Origin of the sequence: Nocardioides imazamoxiresistens, from assembly GCF_032378595.1 — a bacterium.
In the GTDB taxonomy this organism is placed as follows: domain Bacteria; phylum Actinomycetota; class Actinomycetes; order Propionibacteriales; family Nocardioidaceae; genus Nocardioides; species Nocardioides imazamoxiresistens.
Map to the genome: position 1 here is coordinate 23,845 of NZ_JAVYII010000001.1, position 18,761 is coordinate 42,605.

At 76.9% G+C, this 18,761-nt stretch carries 21 protein-coding genes; 7 read left to right on the forward strand and 14 right to left on the reverse strand.

Going from position 1 to position 18,761, the window contains the following annotated elements; all coding sequences use genetic code 11:
* Positions 1–37 precede the first annotated feature (37 nt).
* Complete coding sequence (locus RDV89_RS00145; RefSeq protein ID WP_315730418.1) at positions 38–805, forward strand: MBL fold metallo-hydrolase; 768 nt, start codon at positions 38–40, stop codon at positions 803–805.
* Between the two features lie 21 nt (positions 806–826).
* Complete coding sequence (locus RDV89_RS00150; RefSeq protein WP_315730419.1) at positions 827–1,867, forward strand: FUSC family protein; 1,041 nt, start codon at positions 827–829, stop codon at positions 1,865–1,867.
* Here the strand turns inward: RDV89_RS00150 and RDV89_RS00155 are convergent.
* The 5 genes from RDV89_RS00155 to idi all read right to left on the reverse strand — a co-directional run bounded on the left by RDV89_RS00155 (position 1,864) and on the right by idi (position 5,651).
* Positions 1,864–2,664 (reverse strand): glycosyltransferase family 2 protein, encoded by an 801-nt coding sequence (locus RDV89_RS00155; protein WP_315730420.1) that lies wholly within the window; start codon positions 2,662–2,664, stop codon positions 1,864–1,866. The genes RDV89_RS00150 and RDV89_RS00155 overlap by 4 nt on opposite strands.
* A complete protein-coding gene (locus RDV89_RS00160; RefSeq protein ID WP_315730421.1) occupies positions 2,664–3,689 on the reverse strand; it encodes a hypothetical protein in 1,026 nt (341 codons plus the stop codon). The genes RDV89_RS00155 and RDV89_RS00160 overlap by 1 nt, the downstream gene beginning before the upstream one ends.
* Positions 3,686–4,744 carry a glycosyltransferase gene (locus RDV89_RS00165; RefSeq protein WP_315730422.1) on the reverse strand — a complete coding sequence of 353 codons (1,059 nt, stop codon included), beginning with the start codon at positions 4,742–4,744 and terminating at the stop codon, positions 3,686–3,688. The genes RDV89_RS00160 and RDV89_RS00165 overlap by 4 nt, the downstream gene beginning before the upstream one ends.
* Positions 4,741–4,971 carry a cold-shock protein gene (locus RDV89_RS00170; protein WP_315730423.1) on the reverse strand — a complete coding sequence of 77 codons (231 nt, stop codon included), beginning with the start codon at positions 4,969–4,971 and terminating at the stop codon, positions 4,741–4,743. Before RDV89_RS00170 ends, RDV89_RS00165 begins: the two co-directional genes overlap by 4 nt.
* A gap of 74 nt (positions 4,972–5,045) precedes the next feature.
* Entirely contained in the window at positions 5,046–5,651 is a 606-nt protein-coding gene (idi, locus tag RDV89_RS00175) for an isopentenyl-diphosphate Delta-isomerase (RefSeq protein WP_315730424.1), read from the reverse strand.
* Positions 5,652–6,064: 413 nt separating this feature from the next.
* On the opposite strand from idi, the gene RDV89_RS00180 reads away from it, so the two are divergent.
* From RDV89_RS00180 to RDV89_RS00190, 3 genes are read left to right on the forward strand one after another with little or no spacing between them, the layout of a single operon-like run.
* Entirely contained in the window at positions 6,065–7,003 is a 939-nt protein-coding gene (locus tag RDV89_RS00180) for a phytoene/squalene synthase family protein (protein WP_315730425.1), read from the forward strand.
* Positions 7,000–8,661, forward strand: a complete 1,662-nt coding sequence (gene crtI / locus RDV89_RS00185) for a phytoene desaturase family protein (RefSeq protein WP_315730426.1) — start codon at positions 7,000–7,002, stop codon at positions 8,659–8,661. Before RDV89_RS00180 ends, crtI begins: the two co-directional genes overlap by 4 nt.
* A complete protein-coding gene (locus RDV89_RS00190; RefSeq protein WP_315730427.1) occupies positions 8,658–9,473 on the forward strand; it encodes a CDP-alcohol phosphatidyltransferase family protein in 816 nt (271 codons plus the stop codon). Before crtI ends, RDV89_RS00190 begins: the two co-directional genes overlap by 4 nt.
* Here the strand turns inward: RDV89_RS00190 and RDV89_RS00195 are convergent.
* Genes RDV89_RS00195 through RDV89_RS00215 form a run of 5 tightly spaced genes read right to left on the reverse strand, consistent with a single transcriptional unit; the run spans position 9,377 to position 14,445 of the window.
* Entirely contained in the window at positions 9,377–10,891 is a 1,515-nt protein-coding gene (locus tag RDV89_RS00195; RefSeq protein ID WP_315730428.1) for a phytoene desaturase family protein, read from the reverse strand. The genes RDV89_RS00190 and RDV89_RS00195 overlap by 97 nt on opposite strands.
* Positions 10,888–12,033: a glycosyltransferase family 2 protein gene (locus RDV89_RS00200; RefSeq protein ID WP_315730429.1), complete on the reverse strand. Its 1,146-nt coding sequence runs from the start codon at positions 12,031–12,033 to the stop codon at positions 10,888–10,890. Before RDV89_RS00200 ends, RDV89_RS00195 begins: the two co-directional genes overlap by 4 nt.
* A complete protein-coding gene (locus RDV89_RS00205; RefSeq protein WP_315730430.1) occupies positions 12,030–12,893 on the reverse strand; it encodes a carotenoid biosynthesis protein in 864 nt (287 codons plus the stop codon). The genes RDV89_RS00200 and RDV89_RS00205 overlap by 4 nt, the downstream gene beginning before the upstream one ends.
* Entirely contained in the window at positions 12,890–13,597 is a 708-nt protein-coding gene (locus RDV89_RS00210) for a hypothetical protein (RefSeq protein ID WP_315730431.1), read from the reverse strand. The genes RDV89_RS00205 and RDV89_RS00210 overlap by 4 nt, the downstream gene beginning before the upstream one ends.
* Positions 13,594–14,445, reverse strand: coding sequence for a YhjD/YihY/BrkB family envelope integrity protein (locus RDV89_RS00215; protein WP_315730432.1), 852 nt, complete (start codon positions 14,443–14,445; stop codon positions 13,594–13,596). Before RDV89_RS00215 ends, RDV89_RS00210 begins: the two co-directional genes overlap by 4 nt.
* Before the next feature lie 24 nt (positions 14,446–14,469).
* Between RDV89_RS00215 and RDV89_RS00220 the strand changes: the two genes are divergently transcribed.
* Both RDV89_RS00220 and RDV89_RS00225 read left to right on the forward strand, forming a co-directional pair.
* Positions 14,470–14,811: a lycopene cyclase domain-containing protein gene (locus tag RDV89_RS00220; protein WP_315730433.1), complete on the forward strand. Its 342-nt coding sequence runs from the start codon at positions 14,470–14,472 to the stop codon at positions 14,809–14,811.
* Positions 14,808–15,167, forward strand: coding sequence for a lycopene cyclase domain-containing protein (locus RDV89_RS00225; RefSeq protein ID WP_315730434.1), 360 nt, complete (start codon positions 14,808–14,810; stop codon positions 15,165–15,167). The genes RDV89_RS00220 and RDV89_RS00225 overlap by 4 nt, the downstream gene beginning before the upstream one ends.
* 11 nt (positions 15,168–15,178) lie before the next feature.
* Here the strand turns inward: RDV89_RS00225 and RDV89_RS00230 are convergent, their stop codons facing one another.
* The 4 genes from RDV89_RS00230 to RDV89_RS00245 form a co-directional block, all read right to left on the reverse strand.
* Entirely contained in the window at positions 15,179–16,264 is a 1,086-nt protein-coding gene (locus RDV89_RS00230) for a polyprenyl synthetase family protein (protein ID WP_315730435.1), read from the reverse strand.
* A 265-nt stretch (positions 16,265–16,529) separates the two neighbouring features.
* On the reverse strand, positions 16,530–17,225 hold the full coding sequence (locus RDV89_RS00235) for a ZIP family metal transporter (protein ID WP_315730436.1): 696 nt from the start codon (positions 17,223–17,225) through the stop codon (positions 16,530–16,532).
* A gap of 73 nt (positions 17,226–17,298) precedes the next feature.
* Positions 17,299–17,757, reverse strand: coding sequence for a DUF3592 domain-containing protein (locus RDV89_RS00240; protein ID WP_315730437.1), 459 nt, complete (start codon positions 17,755–17,757; stop codon positions 17,299–17,301).
* Between the two features lies 1 nt (position 17,758).
* Positions 17,759–18,748, reverse strand: coding sequence for a GNAT family N-acetyltransferase (locus RDV89_RS00245; RefSeq protein WP_315730438.1), 990 nt, complete (start codon positions 18,746–18,748; stop codon positions 17,759–17,761).
* Positions 18,749–18,761 lie beyond the last annotated feature (13 nt).

Genomic DNA, 18,761 nt, shown 5'->3' on the forward strand with positions numbered 1-18,761 from the left:
GCGGCTGCCGCCCCCGGCCTGGGGTTACCGGCCTCCCATGTCAACCCGGTCCGACCACCGCGTGGTCATCCGACAGGTCGCGCCCGGTCTCCACCGGGTCGGGCACGACGCCGTGAACTTCTACCTGGCCGTCGAGGACGGCCGCGTGGGCCTGGTCGACGCGGGCCTGCCAGCCAGCTGGCCCGTGCTCGAGGAGGCGTTGCGCAGCCTCGGTCACGCGCCGCCCGACGTCGTCGCCGTAGCCGTCACGCACGCCCACTTCGACCACCTCGGCTGCGCGCGGCGGCTGCAGACCGACCACGGGGTGCCCGTGCTGGTCCATCCCGGCGACGCGCACCTGGCCGCCCATCCGTACCGCTACCGGCCGGCCCGCAACCGCTTCCTGTTCGCGGCCACCCACCGAGGCGGCTGGCCGCACCTGGCGGCGATGACGCGCTCGGGCGCTCTGGGCGTACGCCCGCCCCTGCGCACGCAGCCGCTCACCCCCGGCGCGCTGCCCGACTTCCCGGGCCGGCCGGAGGTCGTCGTGACGCCGGGCCACACCGACGGTCACGTCGTCCTGCACTTCCCCCGGGCCTCGGCGGTGGTGACCGGTGACGCCCTCGTGACGCTGGACCCCTACACCGGCCTCACCGGTCCGCGGGTCGTGGCGTCCGGCGCGACGAACGACCCCCGGCTCGCGGTGCGCTCGCTGGAGGCGATCGCGGCGACGGGCGCCATGCACGTCCTGCCGGGGCACGGCGAGCCCTGGCACGGGGGTGCGGCGCTCGCGGCGGAGCGGGCCGCTCTGGCGGGTGTGGCCTGAGCCCCGTGGCACGATGCTGCGGTGGTGCGGCACGTGCGGACGATCCTGGGCGACGTCGCCACCTTCCATCCCTCCCCCGCCCGTCGTGCCGTCGCCCTGCGCGCGGCGGCCGCGGTGGGCGTACCCCTCGCGACCCTGGCCGCGCTCGGGCGCCCCGAGTGGGGGCTGTACGCGGTGTTCGGGGCGTTCGCCGCGATCTACGGGGGCTCCGTCGCCCACCGCACCCGCTGGCGCCACCAGGGCTTCGTGGGGCTGCTGCTCGCCGGCGCCACGGTCAGCGGCGCGGCCGTCGGCGTCCTCGACGCCCGCGCCTGGCCGGCCGTCGCGGTCGCCGCGGCCTGGGGCGTCGTCGCCGCGCACTTCTCGGACCGCCAGCGCTGGCTGCCACCCGGCCCGCTGTTCCTCGTGTTCGCCGCGGGGGCCTGCGCCGCGCGACCGACGCAGGCGTACGAGGTCGCGGCGGCCGCCGCGGTCGCGCTCGGCACGACGGCCTGGGCGCTCCTGCTCGGTGCCCTGGAGGAGCGTCGTGCGGCCGTCGACCGCGAGCCGCACCACGGCCGCTCGACCTTCCCGCTGCACCCCGAGCGGCACCGGATGCACCTCGTGCGCGTCGCGGCGGTCGTGGTGGTGGCCGGCGGGACGGCGACGCTGCTGTCGATCCCCCACCCCTACTGGGCGATGGTCGCCGCCGTCGCCCCCATCTCGGTGCCGCGGCTGCGGGCCCAGGTGGCCCGCGGGGTGCAGCGCTCGGCCGGGACGGTGGTGGGCGTGCTGCTGGCCGCCGCGCTGCTGGCCCTCGACCTGCCGGTGTGGGGCGTCGTGCTGGCCGCGACCGTGCTGCAGTCGGCGGCGGAGCTGACCGTGACCCGCAACTACGCCGTCGCGATGGTCTTCATCACCCCGCTGGCGCTCCTGATGGGCCACCTGGGCCACCCCGAGCCGGTCGGCGCGATGGTCGTCGGCCGGCTCGTCGAGACGCTGCTGGGCGTCGCGGTCGGGATCGGTGCGGCCTGGCTGACGCGGCACCGTCCGCCCGCGCCCGCCGCGCCGACCGCGGCCTAACCGGCCTCGACCAGCCGCCACCCGTCGCCGTCGCGGCGCACGACGCCGAGGTCGGCCATCTCCTCGAGCCAGCCCGCCATCGGCCACCAGCCCCACCGCTCGTGGAACAGCGCACCGTTCCGCACGATCGCGGCGGCGTGCTCGACCGGCGGACGCGAGACCGGATGGTGCTGGTGGTAGATCCGCGCACCGCCGTCCCACCACAGCTCGAGGCCCGCCCGGCGGGCCCGCTGCCCGAAGTCGGTGTCCTCGGCGCCGTAGCCGGCGTACGCCTCGTCGAAGCCGCCGATCGTCTCCCAGGCGTCGCGGTGCACGGCGAAGCCGAGCGACCAGAACAGCTCCCAGCGGTCCTCGCGCTGCTGCTCCCCCGGCGCCGGGGCGGGTCGCGCCGCGTGGGGCGCGTCGAGGTGGGGCAGGTCCTCGAGCCGGTACGGCCGCGCCTCCGCGGGCAGGTAGGTCGCGGGCCCGGACCACACGGCGTCGGGCCGGGCCACGACGGCCTGCTCGTACGCCCGCAGCGTCGCGGCCCCGACGAGGCAGTCGACGTCGAGGAACACCAGCACCTCGGCGCCCCGCTCGAGCGCGGACGCGGCCGCCGCGTTGCGCGCAGCCGCCACCGGGAGCGCGCGCGGGTCGCCGGCGAGGTGCACGACGTCGTCGCCGGGCACGTCGGGGTCGGCCATGGCCACCACGACGCGCACGTCGGGGAGCCGGTCGCCCGCGGCCAGCGACCGCTCCTGCGTCGCGAGGTGGTCGGCGCGACCGTGCACGACCGTCAGCGCCGCGGTGCGGGCCATCAGGCGACCCCGTCGACCACGAGCCCGCGCAGCCCGACCCGCCGGACCACGGCGGCGAAGCGTCGTGCGGCGTCGCCGTCGCACCACGCCGACCACCGCTCGCCGTCGAGGGCGGCGACCTCGGCGAGCAGGGTCGGCCAGTCGTCGTGCTCGAGCCGGTCGAGGACCACCGCGGGCCAGGGCCCGAGGCGCAGCGCGGCGGCGGTCGCGCGCTGCTCGTCGAAGGGCCGCTCGGCCGCCACGACGACGGCCGGCACGCGGGCGGCGGCCACCTCGGCCAGGGCGTTCTGACCGGCCTGGACGACCACCACGTCGGCCGCGGCCAGCGCGTCCTGGGGCCGGGGGTCCCACCGCTCGCGGCCCAGGACCCGCACGTCGCGGTCGGCGGCCACGGCCAGCGCGCGTACCTGCCCCGGCGTCCAGGCGTCGCCGCCCGAGCCGCCGAGCACCAGCACCCCACCCTCGCGCGCCGTGCGCCGGTCCGTGCGCACGGGGAACCGCGAGAGCCCGCCGACCGCGACCACGCGGTCGGCCACGTCGTCGGGCAGGCCGGTCACGAGCCGCCCCGCGGCCGGCGGCCAGCAGGCGACGAGGGCGTCGGCGGCGGCCAGCCCGACGCGGTGCGGCAGGTCGGAGCGCTCGCCCGCCTGGACGACGGAGACGACGGGCACGCCGTGCAGCCGGCACAGCAGCGCGACCTCCTGGGACACGTCGCAGACCACGACGTCGGGCCGGTGCCGCTCGAGCCACGCGGAGATGCGGGCCGAGCGCGCCAGCAGGCCGTCGTGGTGGCGGGGCACCCAGTGCAGGACGCCGCCGGCGGTGACGTCGTGCGGGGAACCGTCGTCGTCGCGGGGCAGCTCGACCCAGTCGGCGACGGCCGGGTGGGCCGTCGGCTCCCGGCTGCTCAGCACGGTGACCTCGGCGCCGCCGCGGTGCAGCTCCTCGGCGACCGCGAGCGCGCGGTGCAGGTGGCCGTGGCCGTGGTGGTGGACGTACCAGCCGACCCGCAGCGGCGCGCTCATGCGGCCCGCGGCGACGCTGCGACGTCGGCGTACACCCGCTCGTAGCCGTCGACCATCGCCCGCAGCGAGAACGTCGACTCGACGCGGCGGCGGACGTCGGCGCGGTCCAGCCGCGCGGCCTGGCGCATGGCCGTGGCGAGGGCGTCGACGTCGTCGGCCGGCGCGAGGCGGCCCGAGCGCGCGTCGACGATCTCGCCGAGCGCGCCGCGGGCGAAGGCCGCCACGGGCGTGCCGGTCGCCATCGCCTCGACGGCGACCAGGCCGAAGGGCTCGTCCCACGCCGGCGTGACGACCGCGACCGCCGCCCGCCCGAGGAGGGCGTCGAGGCCACGGTGGTCGAGGTGGCCGCGGTGCACGACCTGGTCGTCGAGGTGCGGGGCAACGTGCTCCGCGACGTAGGCGGCGTCGCCCACCGGCCCCACGAGGTCCAGGCCCATGCCGGCGCGACGCGCCGCGGCGATGGCCAGGTGCGGGGCCTTCTCCGGCACCAGCCGGCCGAACCAGACCGCGCGGTCACCGCCCGGGCCCGGCGTCCACCGGGAGCAGTCGACGCCGTTCGGCACGACGTCGGCCCGCACGCAGTGCCTCCACGCGGCGGCGGTCGCGGCGCTGACCGCGACGAACCGGCAGCCGGGCGAGGCGAGGCGCACCGCCGACTCCAGCCACGGCAACGGCGGGGTGTGCAGCGTGGTGACCACCGGGGCCGCGACGAGCGTCGAGAGCGCGATCGGGAGGTGGTGCAGGCTGTTGTTGTGGATCACGTCCACCTCGGCGTCGCGCAGGCGCAGCATCAGGTCGAGGTAGGCGTGGTGCTCCTCCATCCACCGCTCGGGCGGCGCCGCGACGTCGGCGCGAGCGGCGGCGCTGGAGGCGAAGGCGCTGACCGGCAGGTGCTCGGCCCGCAGCGCCGGGTCGGAGCCCGGGGCGGCGAAGACGAGCACGTCGTGCCCGCGGCGGCGCAGCTCGAGCACGAGCTGGTGGCTGTGGGCCTCGAGACCGCCCGCGAAGGGCTCCGCGAGAGGGAAGCGGCTGGAGGCGACGACGCAGATCCTCACGGCACCAGCCGTGCCGAGTCGCCCCCGATCACGCGTACGCGCAGTGCCTCCGGACCACTCTCGTCGTCGGTCCGGTCCACCACGAACTCGACGCGACGGCCGGCCTGCAGCTCGGCGAGGTCGGCGTCCACCTGGACGGCTCGCACCGTGCACGAGGCGCCGTCGTCGTCCGTGATCGCACCGATCCCCCGGTCGATCTCGAACCACTCCACCGTGCCGGCAGCCATGTCCACCTCGTCCTCTCGCCTCGCATCTCCCCGCGCACCGCGCGGGCGTCCGCCAGTACCCGGGGCAACCCCCCTCATGCGCCCGAGGGGCGGCCCCCTCCTGCGACCTGCGTCTCCAGGAGCGCCGCACGCAGTCCGCGGGCCTGCTCGACCATCCACGGGCTGAACGCCCACGGCGTGCTCGCGCAGGCCCGGAGCAGGGCCCGCGGGTCGGTCCACACCAGCTCGGCGACCTCGTCCGGGTGCGGCGTCGGCACGTCGTCGGTGCGGGCCAGGTGGACGGGACAGACCTCGTGCTCGACCACCCCGCTGGCGTCCACCGCGCGGTAGCGGTAGTCGGGCAGGACGCGACGCACGTCGTGCACCCGCAGCCCCAGCTCGTGGTGGGCGTACCGGGTCACCGCGTCGTCCATCGGCTCCCCCGGCCGCGGGTGCCCGCAGAACGAGTTGGTCCACACCCCGGGCCAGGTGCGCTTCGACAGCGCCCGACGCGTGACCAGCAGCCGGCCGTCGGGACCGAGCACCCAGCAGGAGAAGGCGAGGTGCAGCGGCGTGTCCGTGTCGTGCACCGTCGCGCGCGGCGCGGTCCCGCAGGGCGTGCCGTCCGGCGCGAGGAGCACCACCTCGTCGGGTGCGTCCCCGGTCGTCGCGGTCTGCGGCGTCGGCGCCGGCTGCGTCACTCTCGTCCTCCTGGCTGTCGGTACTGCTGCCGAGGTCCCCCGGCGTCCGGAGCCCCACGGCTCCGGTACCCGCGCCCACCGTATGGCCGCCGCCGCCCGGGGTACCGCACCACGAACCCCCTCTGTCCCAGGAGATCCGTTTCGAGGAGACCCGTGTCGATCCTGCCGTGCCGTCCCCGGACGGCCCTGCTGCTGGTGGCCCCGGCCCTCGGCGCGGCCCGGTGGGGTTGGCGCCTCGCGTACGGTGTGCTCGCCGTGGGTGGACGGCGCTCGTGGCGGGACCTGCCGCCCCTCGATCCCGGCCCGGTCGCGCACCCGGACGCCGAACGGGGCCCGCCGGCCGCGACGCTGCACACCCCGTTCGCACCACCCGAGGTCCCCCCGACCGACCCGTCGAGCCCGAGGCAGGAACCGTGACCGTCTGGCTGCAGAGCGCCACCCCCCACCGAGGGCCGCGGCGTCCCGACCAGCAGTACGACGACGTCGCCGACGCGAGCGCCTCGCTGGTGATCCGGTCGTACTCCTCGAGCTTCGGCCTCGCCTCCCGGCTCCTCGCGCCCGACGTGCGGGTCGACGTGCGCAACGTGTACGCGCTGGTGCGCGTGGCGGACGAGATCGTCGACGCGCCGCGCCCCGACTCCACGCCCGCCGACCAGCTCGCCGCCCTCGACGCGCTGGAGGCCGAGGTGGCCGGCGCGACGGCGAGCGGCTCCAGCGCCAACCTCGTCGTGCACGCCTTCGCGCGCACCGCGCGACGATGCGGCATCGGCGCCGACCTGACCGGCCCGTTCTTCGCCTCGATGCGCACCGACGTCGAGCGCACCGTCCACGACGAGGAGAGCCTGGCCGTCTACGTCCACGGCTCCGCCGAGGTGGTCGGACTGATGTGCCTGCGCGCCTTCCTGGCCGACGAGCCGCGGGCCGCGGAGCAGTACGCCCTGCTGTCCGCCGGCGCGCAGCGCCTGGGCGCCGCCTTCCAGAAGGTGAACTTCCTGCGCGACCTGGGCGAGGACGGCGACCTGCTGGGGCGCACGTACCTCGTCGGGCTCGACCCCCGCGACCCGGACGAGCGCGCGTGGCGTCGCTGGCTCGACGACGTCGACGCCGACCTCACGGCCGCCGCGAGCGCCGTGACCGCGCTGCCGCGCAGCAGCCGCCTCGCCGTGTGCACCGCCCACGACCTCTTCGCCGAGCTGTCCGCCCGGCTGCGCCGGACCACCGCGGCCGAGGCGTGCGCCCAGCGGGTGCGGGTGCCCGGCCCGGTGAAGGCGCGCCTGGCCGCCCGGGCCCTGCTGGCCGACGGCCGCCCGCGCCGCGTCGGAGCCGCCGGGGCCGCCGGGGCCGCCGCGTGAAGCCGCTGCGCCGCGTCGTCGTGGTCGGCGGCGGCGTCGCCGGCCTGGCCACCGCCGCCCTCCTGGCCGCCGACGGCCACGACGTCGAGCTCGTCGAGAAGAACGACGACCTCGGCGGGCGGGCCGGGTCGTGGGAGCGCGACGGCTTCCGCTTCGACACGGGCCCGTCGTGGTGGCTGATGCCCGAGGTGTTCGACCACTTCTTCCGCCTGCTCGGGACGTCCACGGCCGAGCAGCTCGACCTCGTGCGCCTCGACCCGGGCTACCGGGTGTTCTTCGAGGGTGTGCCCGGCGCGATGGACGTCGCCGACGACGCCGAGCGCAACCAGGCGCTGTTCGAGAGCGTGGAGCCGGGCGCGGGCGCGGGCCTGGAGGCGTACCTGGAGTCCGCGCGCACCGCGTACGACCTCGCCGTCGACCGCTTCCTCTACACCAGCTTCGACCACCCGCGCGCGTTCCTCGACCGTCGTGTGCTCGCCCGCGGGCCCCGGCTCGCCTCGCTGCTGGGCCGCGACCTCGAGTCCTTCGTGGCCGCCCGGTTCGCCGACCGGCGGCTGCGGCAGGTGCTCGGCTACCCCGCCGTCTTCCTCGGCTCCTCCCCCGACCGCACGCCCGCGATCTACCACCTGATGAGCTGGCTCGACCTCGCCGACGGCGTGCGCTACCCGGCCGGCGGGTTCACCCGGCTCGTCGACGTGCTGGCCCGGCTCGCGCGCGAGCGCGGCGCCCGGCTGCGCACCGGGGTGACGGCCACGGCCGTGCTCACCCACGCCAGTTCTCCCCGCGGTGCCGACCGGCGCCGCGCCCGCGTCACCGGCGTGCGCGTGGTCGACGCCGACGGCACCGAGTCGGATCTGCCCGCCGACGTCGTCGTCGGCGCGGCGGACCTGCACCACGTCGAGACGCGGCTGCTGCCCGAGCAGCTGCGCACGTTCCCGCAGCGCTGGTGGGACAAGGCCGTGTCGGGTCCGGGCGCGGTGCTCGTGTGCCTCGGGGTGCGCGGCGAGCTGCCGGAGCTGGCCCACCACTCCCTGTTCTTCACCGAGGACTGGCGCTCCAACTTCGACGCCGTCTTCGAGGCCCCGACCCGGGTGCCGGACCCTGCGTCGCTGTACGTGTGCCGCCCCTCCGCCACCGACGACACGGTCGCCCCGGAGGGTCACGAGAACCTGTTCGTCCTCGTGCCGGTCCCGCCGGACCCGGGCATCGGGCACGGCGGCGAGGACGGCGCGGGCGACGCACAGGTCGAGGCGGTCGCGGACCGCGCGATCGACCTGGTCGCGAGCTGGGCGGGCGTGCCCGACCTCGCCGAGCGGGTCGTGGTGCGCCGCACGATCGGGCCGGCCGACTTCGTCGACGGGGTGAACGCCTGGTCCGGCGGTGCGCTGGGCCCTGCGCACGTGATGCGCCAGAGCGCGTTTTTCCGGGCGGGCAACTCCTCGCGCAAGGTGCGCGGGCTCTACTACGCGGGCGCCAGCACCGTGCCCGGCATCGGCCTGCCGATGTGCCTGATCAGCGCCGAGCTCATCCGCAAGCGCCTGGCCGGCGACACGTCGGTCGGGCCGTCCGCGGAACCGCCGCGCCCGGCCCCCCGGTCGCAGGCCGGGGCGTCCGAGTCGTCCGCCGCGTCGGCGGAGCCGGTCGTGGACGCGTCGTGAGCCGCGGGGCCGCCGAGCACGAGGTCGCGTACGACCTGTGGTCGCGGCTGCACGGCGGCCTCGACCCCCGGGGCTCGTTCTGGGTGTCCGGCTGGGTGCGCCTGACCCACGCGGGCGCGCGTCCGTTGGCCCGCGTCGGGGTGCACCCCGACGCGGTCACGCTGGCCGGCGTGCTGCTGACCGCGACCGTTCCCCTGGTCGCGGCGCTGGGCGGCATCTGGCCCCTGGTGGCCGTGGTGCCGCTGGTGGTGGCGGCCGTGCTCGACGGCGTCGACGGGGCGCTCGCCGCGCAGACCGGGACGGCGTCCGCGCGCGGTCGGGTGCTCGACGCCCTCGCCGATCGGTGCTCGGACCTGCTGCTCGTCCTCACCCTGCTGGTCCTGGGCGCCCCGGGCTGGCTGGTCGCGGCTCTCGCCGTGGCCACGCTGCTGCTGGAGTACGCCCGGTCGGTCGCGCAGGCCGCCGGCATGCCGGGCGCCGGCGCCGTGACCGTGTGGGAGCGGCCGTCGCGGGTGATCGTGACGTCCTTCGCCGCCGCCTCGTGCGCCGCCGAGTCGGTCGCCCGGAGCGCCGGCGTCGACGTGCTGCCGGCCGTGGACGCCGACGTGCTCGCGCTGGTGGGCGCGGCGGTCGGGCTCGCGCTGGCGCTGGCCGCGGGGGCCCAGCTGACCCGCGGCGTGGCGCGCGACCTCCCCCGGGGTCCTGTGGCGCAGGCTCAGGCCGGGGGGCCGACCAGCCCGGCGACGATGCCGGCCGAGAGCAGCACCAGCGGCAGCCCTCCCCCGGGGTGGGACGACCCGCCGACGAGGTAGAGCCCCGGCACGGGCGAGGCGTTCGCGGGCCGCAGGAACGCCGAGCGCGCGCCGTTGGACGCGGTGCCGTAGATCGACCCGCCCGGCGTCGCCGTGCGCCGCTCCAGGTCGGCCGGCGAGATGACGGCGCGGTGCCGCACGTGCGTACGCACGTCGAGCCCGCGCTCGGCCATCAGGTCCAGCACCGCGTCGGCCGTGTCCTCCGCGAGACCCGGCGCGTCCCAGTCCACGCCGCCGCGCGGGTCGTGCGGCGGGGCGTTGACCAGCACGAACCAGGCGCCCGCGCCGGGGCCGGGCACCACGGCGGGGTCGTCGGGGGCGGCGACGTAGACCGTCGGCCGCTCGACGGGCCGCGGCGGCCCCCGCAGCCCGAAGACGGCGTCGAACTCAGCGTCGTAGTCCTCGGCGAACAGGACCTGGTGGTGCGGCTGCGGCCCCGGCGCGTCCTCGAGGGCGAGCAGGAGCGCGAGCCCGGACAGCGACGGCGTCGCCCGCCGCACCCGCGCGCCCTCGCGCCGCGCGGCCCGGGTCCCGACCAGGCGCTCGTAGACGGCGCGGGCGTCCGCGTTGGCGACGACCACGTCGGCGTCGCGACGCGAGGAGTCGGCGAGGCGCACGCCGTCGGCGCGGCCACCGCGCACGGTCACCTCGACCACCTCGGCGCCGGTCTCGACCTCGCCGCCGAGCTCGACCAGCCGGTCGACGAGCGCGGTCGCGATCCGGCCGAGACCGCCGGGGACGTACCAGGAGCCCCAGCGCTGCTCCGCGTACGGCACCGCCGCCAGCGCCGCGGGCGCCCGGCGCGGGTCGGACCCCGTGTAGGTGGCGTAGCGGTCCAGCAGCTGCAGCAGCCGCGGGTCGCGCAGGTGACGCCGACCCAGCCCCCGCAGGGTCCGCCACGGCGCGACGGTCACCACGTCGGAGGCGCGTCGCGAGAGCCGGACCATGTCGCCCAGCCCGATCGGCGACTCCAGGAACGGCTCGTGGGTGACGTCCCAGATCCGGCGCGCGTGGTCGAGGAACGCCTCCCACTGCGCGCCCCGCCCGGGTCCCAGGGCGGCGTCGAGCGCGGCGGGGATCGCCTCGACCTCGCCCGGCAGGTCGAGCACGGTGCCGTCGGGGAAGCGGTAGCGGCAGGCGACGGGCAGGCGCTCGAGCTCGAGGACCTCCTCCAGCGGGGCGCCGGTCGCGGCGAACACGTCGGCCAGGACGTGCGGCATGGTCAGCAGGGAGGGGCCCGTGTCGAAGACGTACCCGTCGTGGCGCAGCACGCCGAGCTTGCCCCCGACCTCGTCGGCCTGCTCGAGGACGGTGACGCGGTGGCCGAGCGCCTGCAGCCGCACGGCGGCGGCGAGACCGCCGACGCCGGCACCGACGACCACGACCCGGCTCACCGACCGGCTCACCGACCGGCTCATCGGCCCACCTCGACGGGCCGGCCGCGCCAGCGCAGCGTGCCGCGGCGCCGCGCGACGACGGAGTCGGCCGTCAGCGCGCCGAGGGCGAGCACGGAGACGGGGTGCGCGAGCGCGTCGGGCCAGGCGCGCCCGCCCGTGCGGCGGGCGACGAGGACGCGGGAGGCCACGCCGGCGGCGTACCCGAGGAGCCCGGCGCGCGAGCCCCGCAGGGCCGCGAGCGCCGGCACGACGTAGGCGAGCACGAGCAGGGCCACGACGCCCGCGGCACCGAGCGGTGACCCGAACGCCGACCACAACGACTTGCGGTAGCCCTCGCGCAGGGCGCCGGCACCCTCGTACATCCGGCAGGTCGCGACCGTGCTCCCGTCGACGACGACGCCGCGACCGCCGACCCGCTTGAGGGCGCGCAGCAGGGCCATGTCCTCCAGCACCTCGCGGCGCACCGCGCCGTGGCCGCCCGCCGCGCCGTAGACGGCCGCGTCGACCACCAGGAGCTGGCCGTTCGCGGCGGTCAGCGAGGGGCGGGCGGAGCGCTCCGCGAGCCCGAGCGGCAGCGTGCTCATCCACGACCACTGCAGCAGCGGCTGCACCAGCCGCTCGGCCGTGCCGTGGGCCTGCTGGCGCGGGTAGGGACAGACCAGGTCGAGGCCGCTCGAGCGCAGCAGCGCGACCGAGGCGGCGAGGGCGTGGGGCTCGAGCCGGACGTCGGCGTCGACGAAGACGAGCACGCCGGGACGCTGCCCGGTGTCGGCGGTCTCCGCTCCCTGCTGGCAGGCCCAGGGCTTGCCCAGCCAGCCGGGCGGGGTCGGTGCGCCCGCCACGACCTCGACGCGGGGGTCCTCGGCGGCGACGCGACGCGCCAGCTCCGCGGTGCCGTCACCGGAGCGGTCGTCGACGACGACCAGCCGCGCCGGGCCGGGCAGCCGGTCCATGGCCGCGCGGACGGCGCGGGTGCACGGCTCGATCGCCGCCGCCTCGTCGCGCACCGGCAGCACGACGGTGACGGGCTCGGGCGCCGGCACGGGTGCCGCCCCGGCGTCGGGCGTGCGCAGCCGGCGGAGGTTGTCGACCGTCAGGGCCAGACAGCCGAGGGCGACGGCCGTACCGGCGGCGACCAGCCCCGACGAGACCCGTCCCCTCACCGCGCGGTCCCGCGGCGTCGCAGCTGCCGCACCACGTCGACGGCGAGCGGCACCGCGACCAGACCCATGAGCAGCCCGCCGACCAGCGCGACGGGCGGACGGCCGAAGAACGCCGCGTGGGCGAGGACGGACGAGAAGTAGGTCCACAGGTAGACGGCGACCGGCACCGCGTCCGGCCCCGGCGCCACGGCGGAGCCACGCGGCGGGACCACGCGGTCCAGCAGGGCGACCATCAGCGCGGAGACGACCAGCCAGCCGGCGAAGTTGGTCAGCGGGATGCCCTCGACGCCGGGGATGCCGGGCGTCGGGTCGGCCCACGTCCAGTGGCCCTGGTCGACCATCTGCGGGTCGAGGAAGACGTCCCAGGCGGTGAGGGCGGCGGCCCCGACGACCACGACCGCGGCCCGGCGCACGCTGCCCCGGTGACGGCCCAGGCCACGGGTCAGGCGCCGGGTGACGGCGAGTGCCGGCCACGCCATCATGATCCAGGCCAGCGGCACGAGGACGGGGACGCCGAGCAGCTCGACGCCGAGGGTGCCGGAGTAGGCGTACTCTCCGAACGGCACACCCGTGCTCACGCCGACCGACTCGGCGACCAGACCCCCGCCGCCGGCCACGAGGCCCAGGCCGAGCGCGGCGCGGGCGCCGTGGGTGGCGGCGGCGTCGGCGAGCGCGGCGGAGGCGAGCAGGAGCACGCTCGCCGCGGTCAGGAACAGGGTCCCCCCGTCGGTGAACGGGAAGGCCATCTGGGCGAGCACGCCCAGGGCGGCGAGCACCGCGGCCGGCACGCGGGTACGCCCGGCAGGCCCGCCGCGGCCGGTGGTCGCGGCCCGGGCGCGGCGCTCGGAGGTCGAGGTCACACGGGTCTCCCGTCGTAGGTGCCGCTCACGTCGAGCACGGCGAGGCGGGCGAAGAGCTCCTCGGCGTACCAGCGCTCGGGGCGGGTGCGGCGCACGGCGTCGCGGTGGGCCGCCGAGCCGTGCGCGAAGGTCTCCAGGTCGTGGGCGGAGTCCCACAGCGAGAACGTGCCCTGCAGGCCCACCGGGGCCTCGCCGACGCCGAGGGCCAGGCGCAGCCCGGGCGTCGCGGTGAGGTCGGTGACCACCGGTGGCACGGCGCGCCAGAACGACAGCGCCCGGGTGGGGCGCAGGCGCGCGCGGGTGATCGAGGCGACCGGGCCCCCTCCGGGCGCCCCGTCCGGCGGCCGGAACGGCCCCGGCCCGAACGGCTCGCGCCGCGACCACCGGCCCCGCGAGGCCAGCGGCCGCATCGTCACGTGCAGCTGCTCGTGGCTCGCCCGCGACCAGGAGCGCACCAGCCCCGAGCCCGCCACGGCAGCGGCCTCCCGCTCGTCGTCGACGACGGTCAGCAGCGCCCAGTGGTGGGGGTCGGCGTCGCGCGGGGTGAAGGTGCGGGCCGACCCGGTGCCGAGCAGCTTGGCGAACCGCAGGCCGCGCGAGCGGCGCACGCGCACCGGTCCGGTGGCCATCCGTCCCAACGAGCCCAGCACCCCGGTCGTGCCCCACACCCGCAGCTCGACGAGGGGTCCGACGGCGCCGCTCACGAGACGTACCCGCCGTCGCGCACGCGCGCCTCGAGCGCCCGGGTCGCCGTCCAGCCCATCAGCAGGAACAGGTGCAGCACGTAGAGCCAGAGCCCCACCGCCACGACGCCGCCCACGAACGTGAGCCCGCCGAACGGCAGGCCGACGTCGACCGGGATGGCGAGGAAGAGCTGGAAGCCGTGCAGGAAGCCGGCGAGGAAGGAGCCCGTGCCGAGCGCCCCGACGACCGCGACCCACAGCCGTGGCGGTTGCGGCATCACAGCGACGAAGACCCAGGTCAGCAGCACCGACAGCACCAGCCACGCCGCGACGAACCCCAGCACGATCCGCAGCAGGCGGTCGCCGGCTCCCCCGCCACCGCCCTCGGGCGCCAGCGGCACCAGCAGGTCGCCGACGGCCAGGAACGCCCAGGTGAGCGGCGGCAGCGCGACGACGGCGGCGAGTACGCTCGCCCGTGCCCGCCACCCGGTGAACCGGTCGGGCCGCGGGTCCATCGCCAACCCGGCACGACGCAGCCCCTCGCCGTAGAACGAGGCCGGGAACAGCAGGACCAGCGCACTCAGCCAGCCCAGGTGGGTACCTGCGTGGGCCAGTACGTCGTAGGAGGGACGCGCACCCATGTCGGGCGGCACGAGCACCACCAGGTCCTGCAGCCGCCGCTCGGCGGCGTCGACGCCGACCCCCCAGGTCGTCGTCCACACGGCCAGCATCAACCAGGGCACGACGGCGATCCCGGAGAAGTACGTCAGCGTCGCGGCCGCCGCGCCGAGGTCGCGGCCCGCGAGCAGACGCCCCGTGCCGGACACCAGGCCGCGGCCCTCGCGCACGGCCACGGACACCGCGCTCACGGGCGTACCCCGCGGGGAGGTGCCGTGCGCTCGCTGACGTACGCCGCGATGCTCGTCTTCGTGCTGGTCGCGACGCTGCCGCTGGAGCTGGTGCTGCGCACGCGCGTGTACGCCCGGCTCCAGCGGCTCGCGCTCACCGTCGTGTGCGTCGCCGTGCCGTTCGTGGTCTGGGACGTCGCGGCCACCCACGCGGGCCACTGGCGCTTCGATCTCACGCAGACGCTCGGGATCGAGCTGCCGGGCGGCCTGCCGCTCGAGGAGTGGGCGTTCTTCCTCGTCGTGCCGCTGGCTTCCGTGCTGACGCTGGAGGCGGTGCGCAGCGTGCGCCGCTGGCCGGTCGGCGACGAGCCGGAGGAGCGCTCGTGACCCACACCGAGGCCTCGCTGCTGGGCGTGCTGGTCACCGTCGTGCTCGACCTGTGGGTGCTGCGCACGCGGCTGCTGACGCGCCTGGCGTACTGGGTCGCCTACGCCATCGTGCTGTTCTTCCAGCTGCTGACCAACGGGTGGCTGACCTGGCGTGGCGTCTTCCTCTACGACCCCGACGCGATCCTGGGCTGGCGGATCGGCTCGCAACCCGTCGAGGACGTGCTCTTCGGCTTCGCCCTCGTCACCCAGTCGATGATGTGGTGGGTGTGGTGGGGTCGCCGTGGCGTCCAGCCCGAGCCGGGCCCCGGCCCCGTGCCGCGCGTCGCCCGGCTGCTGCGGGGGCGCCGGGACTGAGGAGCGGCGCGTCACCGGGTGCGCCACGCCGCGGCGTCGGCGAGACCGGCGAGCTCGTCGCGGGTCGCCGCGTCGAGCGTCAGGTCGGCGAGCACGTCGTGGGCCCGGGCGACGAGGTCGTCGATGCGCTCCTCGACCCGGCGCAGCGCGCCCGTGGCGTCGAGGACGTCGCGGACCTCCCCCACCCCGCGCTCGTCGAGGGCGGCGTCGCCGAGGTGGCGGCGCAGCACGTCGAGCTGGGCGGAGGTGGCGCGCTCGAGGGCCAGCGCGACGAGGAGGGTGCGCTTGCCCTCGCGCAGGTCGCCGCCGGCGGCCTTGCCCGTGACGCGCGCGTCGCCCTCGAGGTCGAGCAGGTCGTCGCGCAGCTGGAACGCCTCGCCGACCGCCAGCCCGAACCCGCCGTAGCCGTCGAGCAGCTCGGCCGGGGCGCCCGCGAGGGCGCCACCGAGGCGCAGCGGGTGCTCGACGGTGTACTTCGCGCTCTTGAACTGCACCATCCGCACGACCTCGTCGCTGCCGACGTCGTCGTGCATCTGGTGGCGCAGGTCGAGGAACTGGCCGGCCAGCACCTGGTCGCGCATCTGCGACCACACCTCGCGCACCGCCGCGCCGCGCGCGGCCGGCTGGGTGGCCCGGGCCAGGACGTCGTCGGCCCAGGTCAGCAGCAGGTCGCCGGCGAGCACGGCCACCGAGCGGCCGAAGTCCTCGGAGCGCGCGCCGAACACGCGGTGCACGGTGGGTACGCCCCGACGCTCGTCCGCGTGGTCCATCACGTCGTCGTGCACCAGCGCGGCGAGGTGGAACAGCTCGACCGCCGTCGCGACGCCGACCGCGCCCGGCACCGGCGCGCCGCCCGCCGCCCCGCGCGCCCCGAGCAGCGCGAAGCGCGCCCGGATCCGCTTGCCCCCGAGCGCCAGGTCGTCGATCGCGTCGACGACACCGCCCACCCGCCCGTCGACCGCCTCCAGGACGGCCCGGCGCCGTGCCACCTCGCGCACCACGGCGGACTCGACCGCCTCGACGTCGTCGGACAACGGTGACGGGGCACGCGACGCTCCGCCGGGGGCGCAGGGGTCGGCGCCGTGGACCAGCCTCATGCAGCGACGGTACCCAGGACACGGCTACGTCAGCGCGTGCCCTGCGTCTCGGCGCGGTGGCCGCGCGCCGGGCGTACCGGGGGCGGTCGCGCACCGGGCGTACCGGGGGCGGTCGCGCACCGCGCGTGCCGGGAGAGGACGCGGACCCGGTCGGAGAAAACGCGGACGGCGGAGCCCCGGGGACGAGGCGGCGTCCGCGTTCTCCCGGCGGCGGTCCGCGTTTTCTTCGGCGCCGACCCGGGCGACGCGACTCAGGAGACGCGACTCAGGAGACGCTGCTGAGCAGCACCGCGACGACGACGCCCACGGCGACGGCGAGCCCGGTGCGGTAGCCGCCCTCGCGGTAGGACTTCGGGAAGACCTCGGTGGCCAGCGAGCCGACCACCGCGCCGGCCGCGAAGCAGCGCACCACGGCCAGGACGTCGTCCGGTACGCCGGCGAGCAGCAGGTTCCCGGCGAGGGCGGCGAGCGCGAGCAGGACGGCCGTCGCCGTCCACAGCCCCATCACGGCGCGGCGGGAGCGTCCGTCCTCGACCATGTCGCGGGCTCCGCCGGCGGCCTCGGGCAGGTTCGACAGCAGGATCGAGCCGGACAGCGCGGCGGCGCCCAGCGGTCCGGTGCCGATGAGGGCGACACCAAGGGCGAGGTTCTCCGGGACGCCGTCGAGGGTGATGGCGGCCAGCAGACCGCCGCCGCTGTCCCTGCCCCAGCGCTGCTTCACGAGGTGGTCGGCCACGGTGAAGACCACGGCGCCGACCAGCACCGCGGCGCACCCCACCCACACCGAGGTCTGACGGGTCGCGGGCTCGATCAGCTCGAGGACCGCAGAGACCATGAGCGCGCCGCCGGCGAGCGCGACGACGACACCCTCGGTGCGGTCCGAGAGCCGGCCGAACACGCCCCAGGCCGCGCCGACGATCAGCGCCGCCGAGACGACGACCATGACGACTGCTGGCAGCATCGCGACCTCCTGGGGGACCTCGGCGTCCGACGGTTCGGTACCCGTCTGGTGGCGAGATCCGCCTCCGCCTGCCTCAACGGCCGGGGCCGACCTCCAGCAGGGGCTCGTGCCCCAGCAGGCCGGCGAGACCCCACTGGATCCCGTACAGCGCGAGCGGGACCATCAGCACCGCGACGGCCCACCCCAGGACCACCGGCGTCGACGGCCGGGCGGGCTCGTTGCGCTGGGGGTCGGCGGGGTCGTGGAGCACCCCGATGACGGCTCCCTTGCGCAGGCGTGGGCTGCCGTCGCCCCGGTGCTCGACACCGGAGGCATCGTGGAACCGGTAGCGGCTGACCCGGCGGTACGTCCGGGTGTTGTCGTGGGTGACGGTCTTGCGCTTGCGGTGGCCCACCACCGTCGCCTCGACGCGGACCCACGACCGTCGCAGCCGCAGCCACCGGACGCGCAGCCCGAGCACGACGAGCGCGGGCAGCAGCGCCGCCCCACCGAGGACCAGGGCGCCCCAGGCGTCCTCGCCGGAGTGGTCCACGTCAGCGCTCCGTCGCGGCAGCGGTCACGTCCTGCGGGCGGAGCACGGTGACGTCCGGCTCGTCGGGGCCCGGCGCCTCGAAGTCGGCGAGGTAGCGGTCGAGCAGGGCGCCGTCGACCACGACGTCGTCGGCGTGCGCACCCCGTCGCAGGGCCAGCCGACGACGGATCTCGTCGGCCGGCGTGTCCAGGTGGACCACCTCGGCCCGGGCGCCGCAGGAGGCGGCCAGGGTCCGGTACGCGTCGCGCTCCGCGCGCGACCAGGACGCGTAGTCGGCGACCACGTCACGCCCGTGGCGCAGGGCGCGGACGATCTCCTCCTGCTGGCGACTCCGGACCCCGGCGGCGACGCGCTCCGCGTCCTGCTCCCCCGGGGCGAGCGCCCAGAGCTCGACGTCGATGGAGAACCGCAGCCACCCGCGCGCCTCCAGGCTGCGGGCGTACGTCGTCTTCCCCGACCCGGCCACCCCGCAGGTCAGCACCAGCCGCCCGGGTGCGGGTCCGCGTCCGTAGAGGACGACGGGGAGCGATCGGACCTCGGTCTCCCGCTCGAACCGCAGGCCGACCTTCTCGGCGACGCGTCGGGAAGGTCCGTTCCCCGGGCGGATGATGGCGACGACCCGCGGCGTCGCCAGTGACCCGATCGCCACGTCGAGACACGCGCGGGCGGCCTCGGTGGCATAGCCGCGACCCTGCACGGCGGGCACGACGTGGTAGCCGACCTCGAGCAGCCGCTCGTCCCCGACCGTCTGCCACGTCAGGCCGCAGTCGCCGACGAACGCACCGTCGTGCGTCTCGACGATCCACAGTCCGTGGCCGTGCTCGGCATAGCTGCGCTGGTTCCAGCGGATCCAGCCCAGCGCCTCGCCCCGCGACTTCGGCGCCGGGTAGTGGCGCATGACCTCCGGGTCGCCGAGCAGCCCCGCCATCCGGTCGAGGTCGGCGTCGGTCATCTCGCGGAAGCGGAGACGTTCCGTGGGGCCCGGGATCACGGGGCGAGGGTAC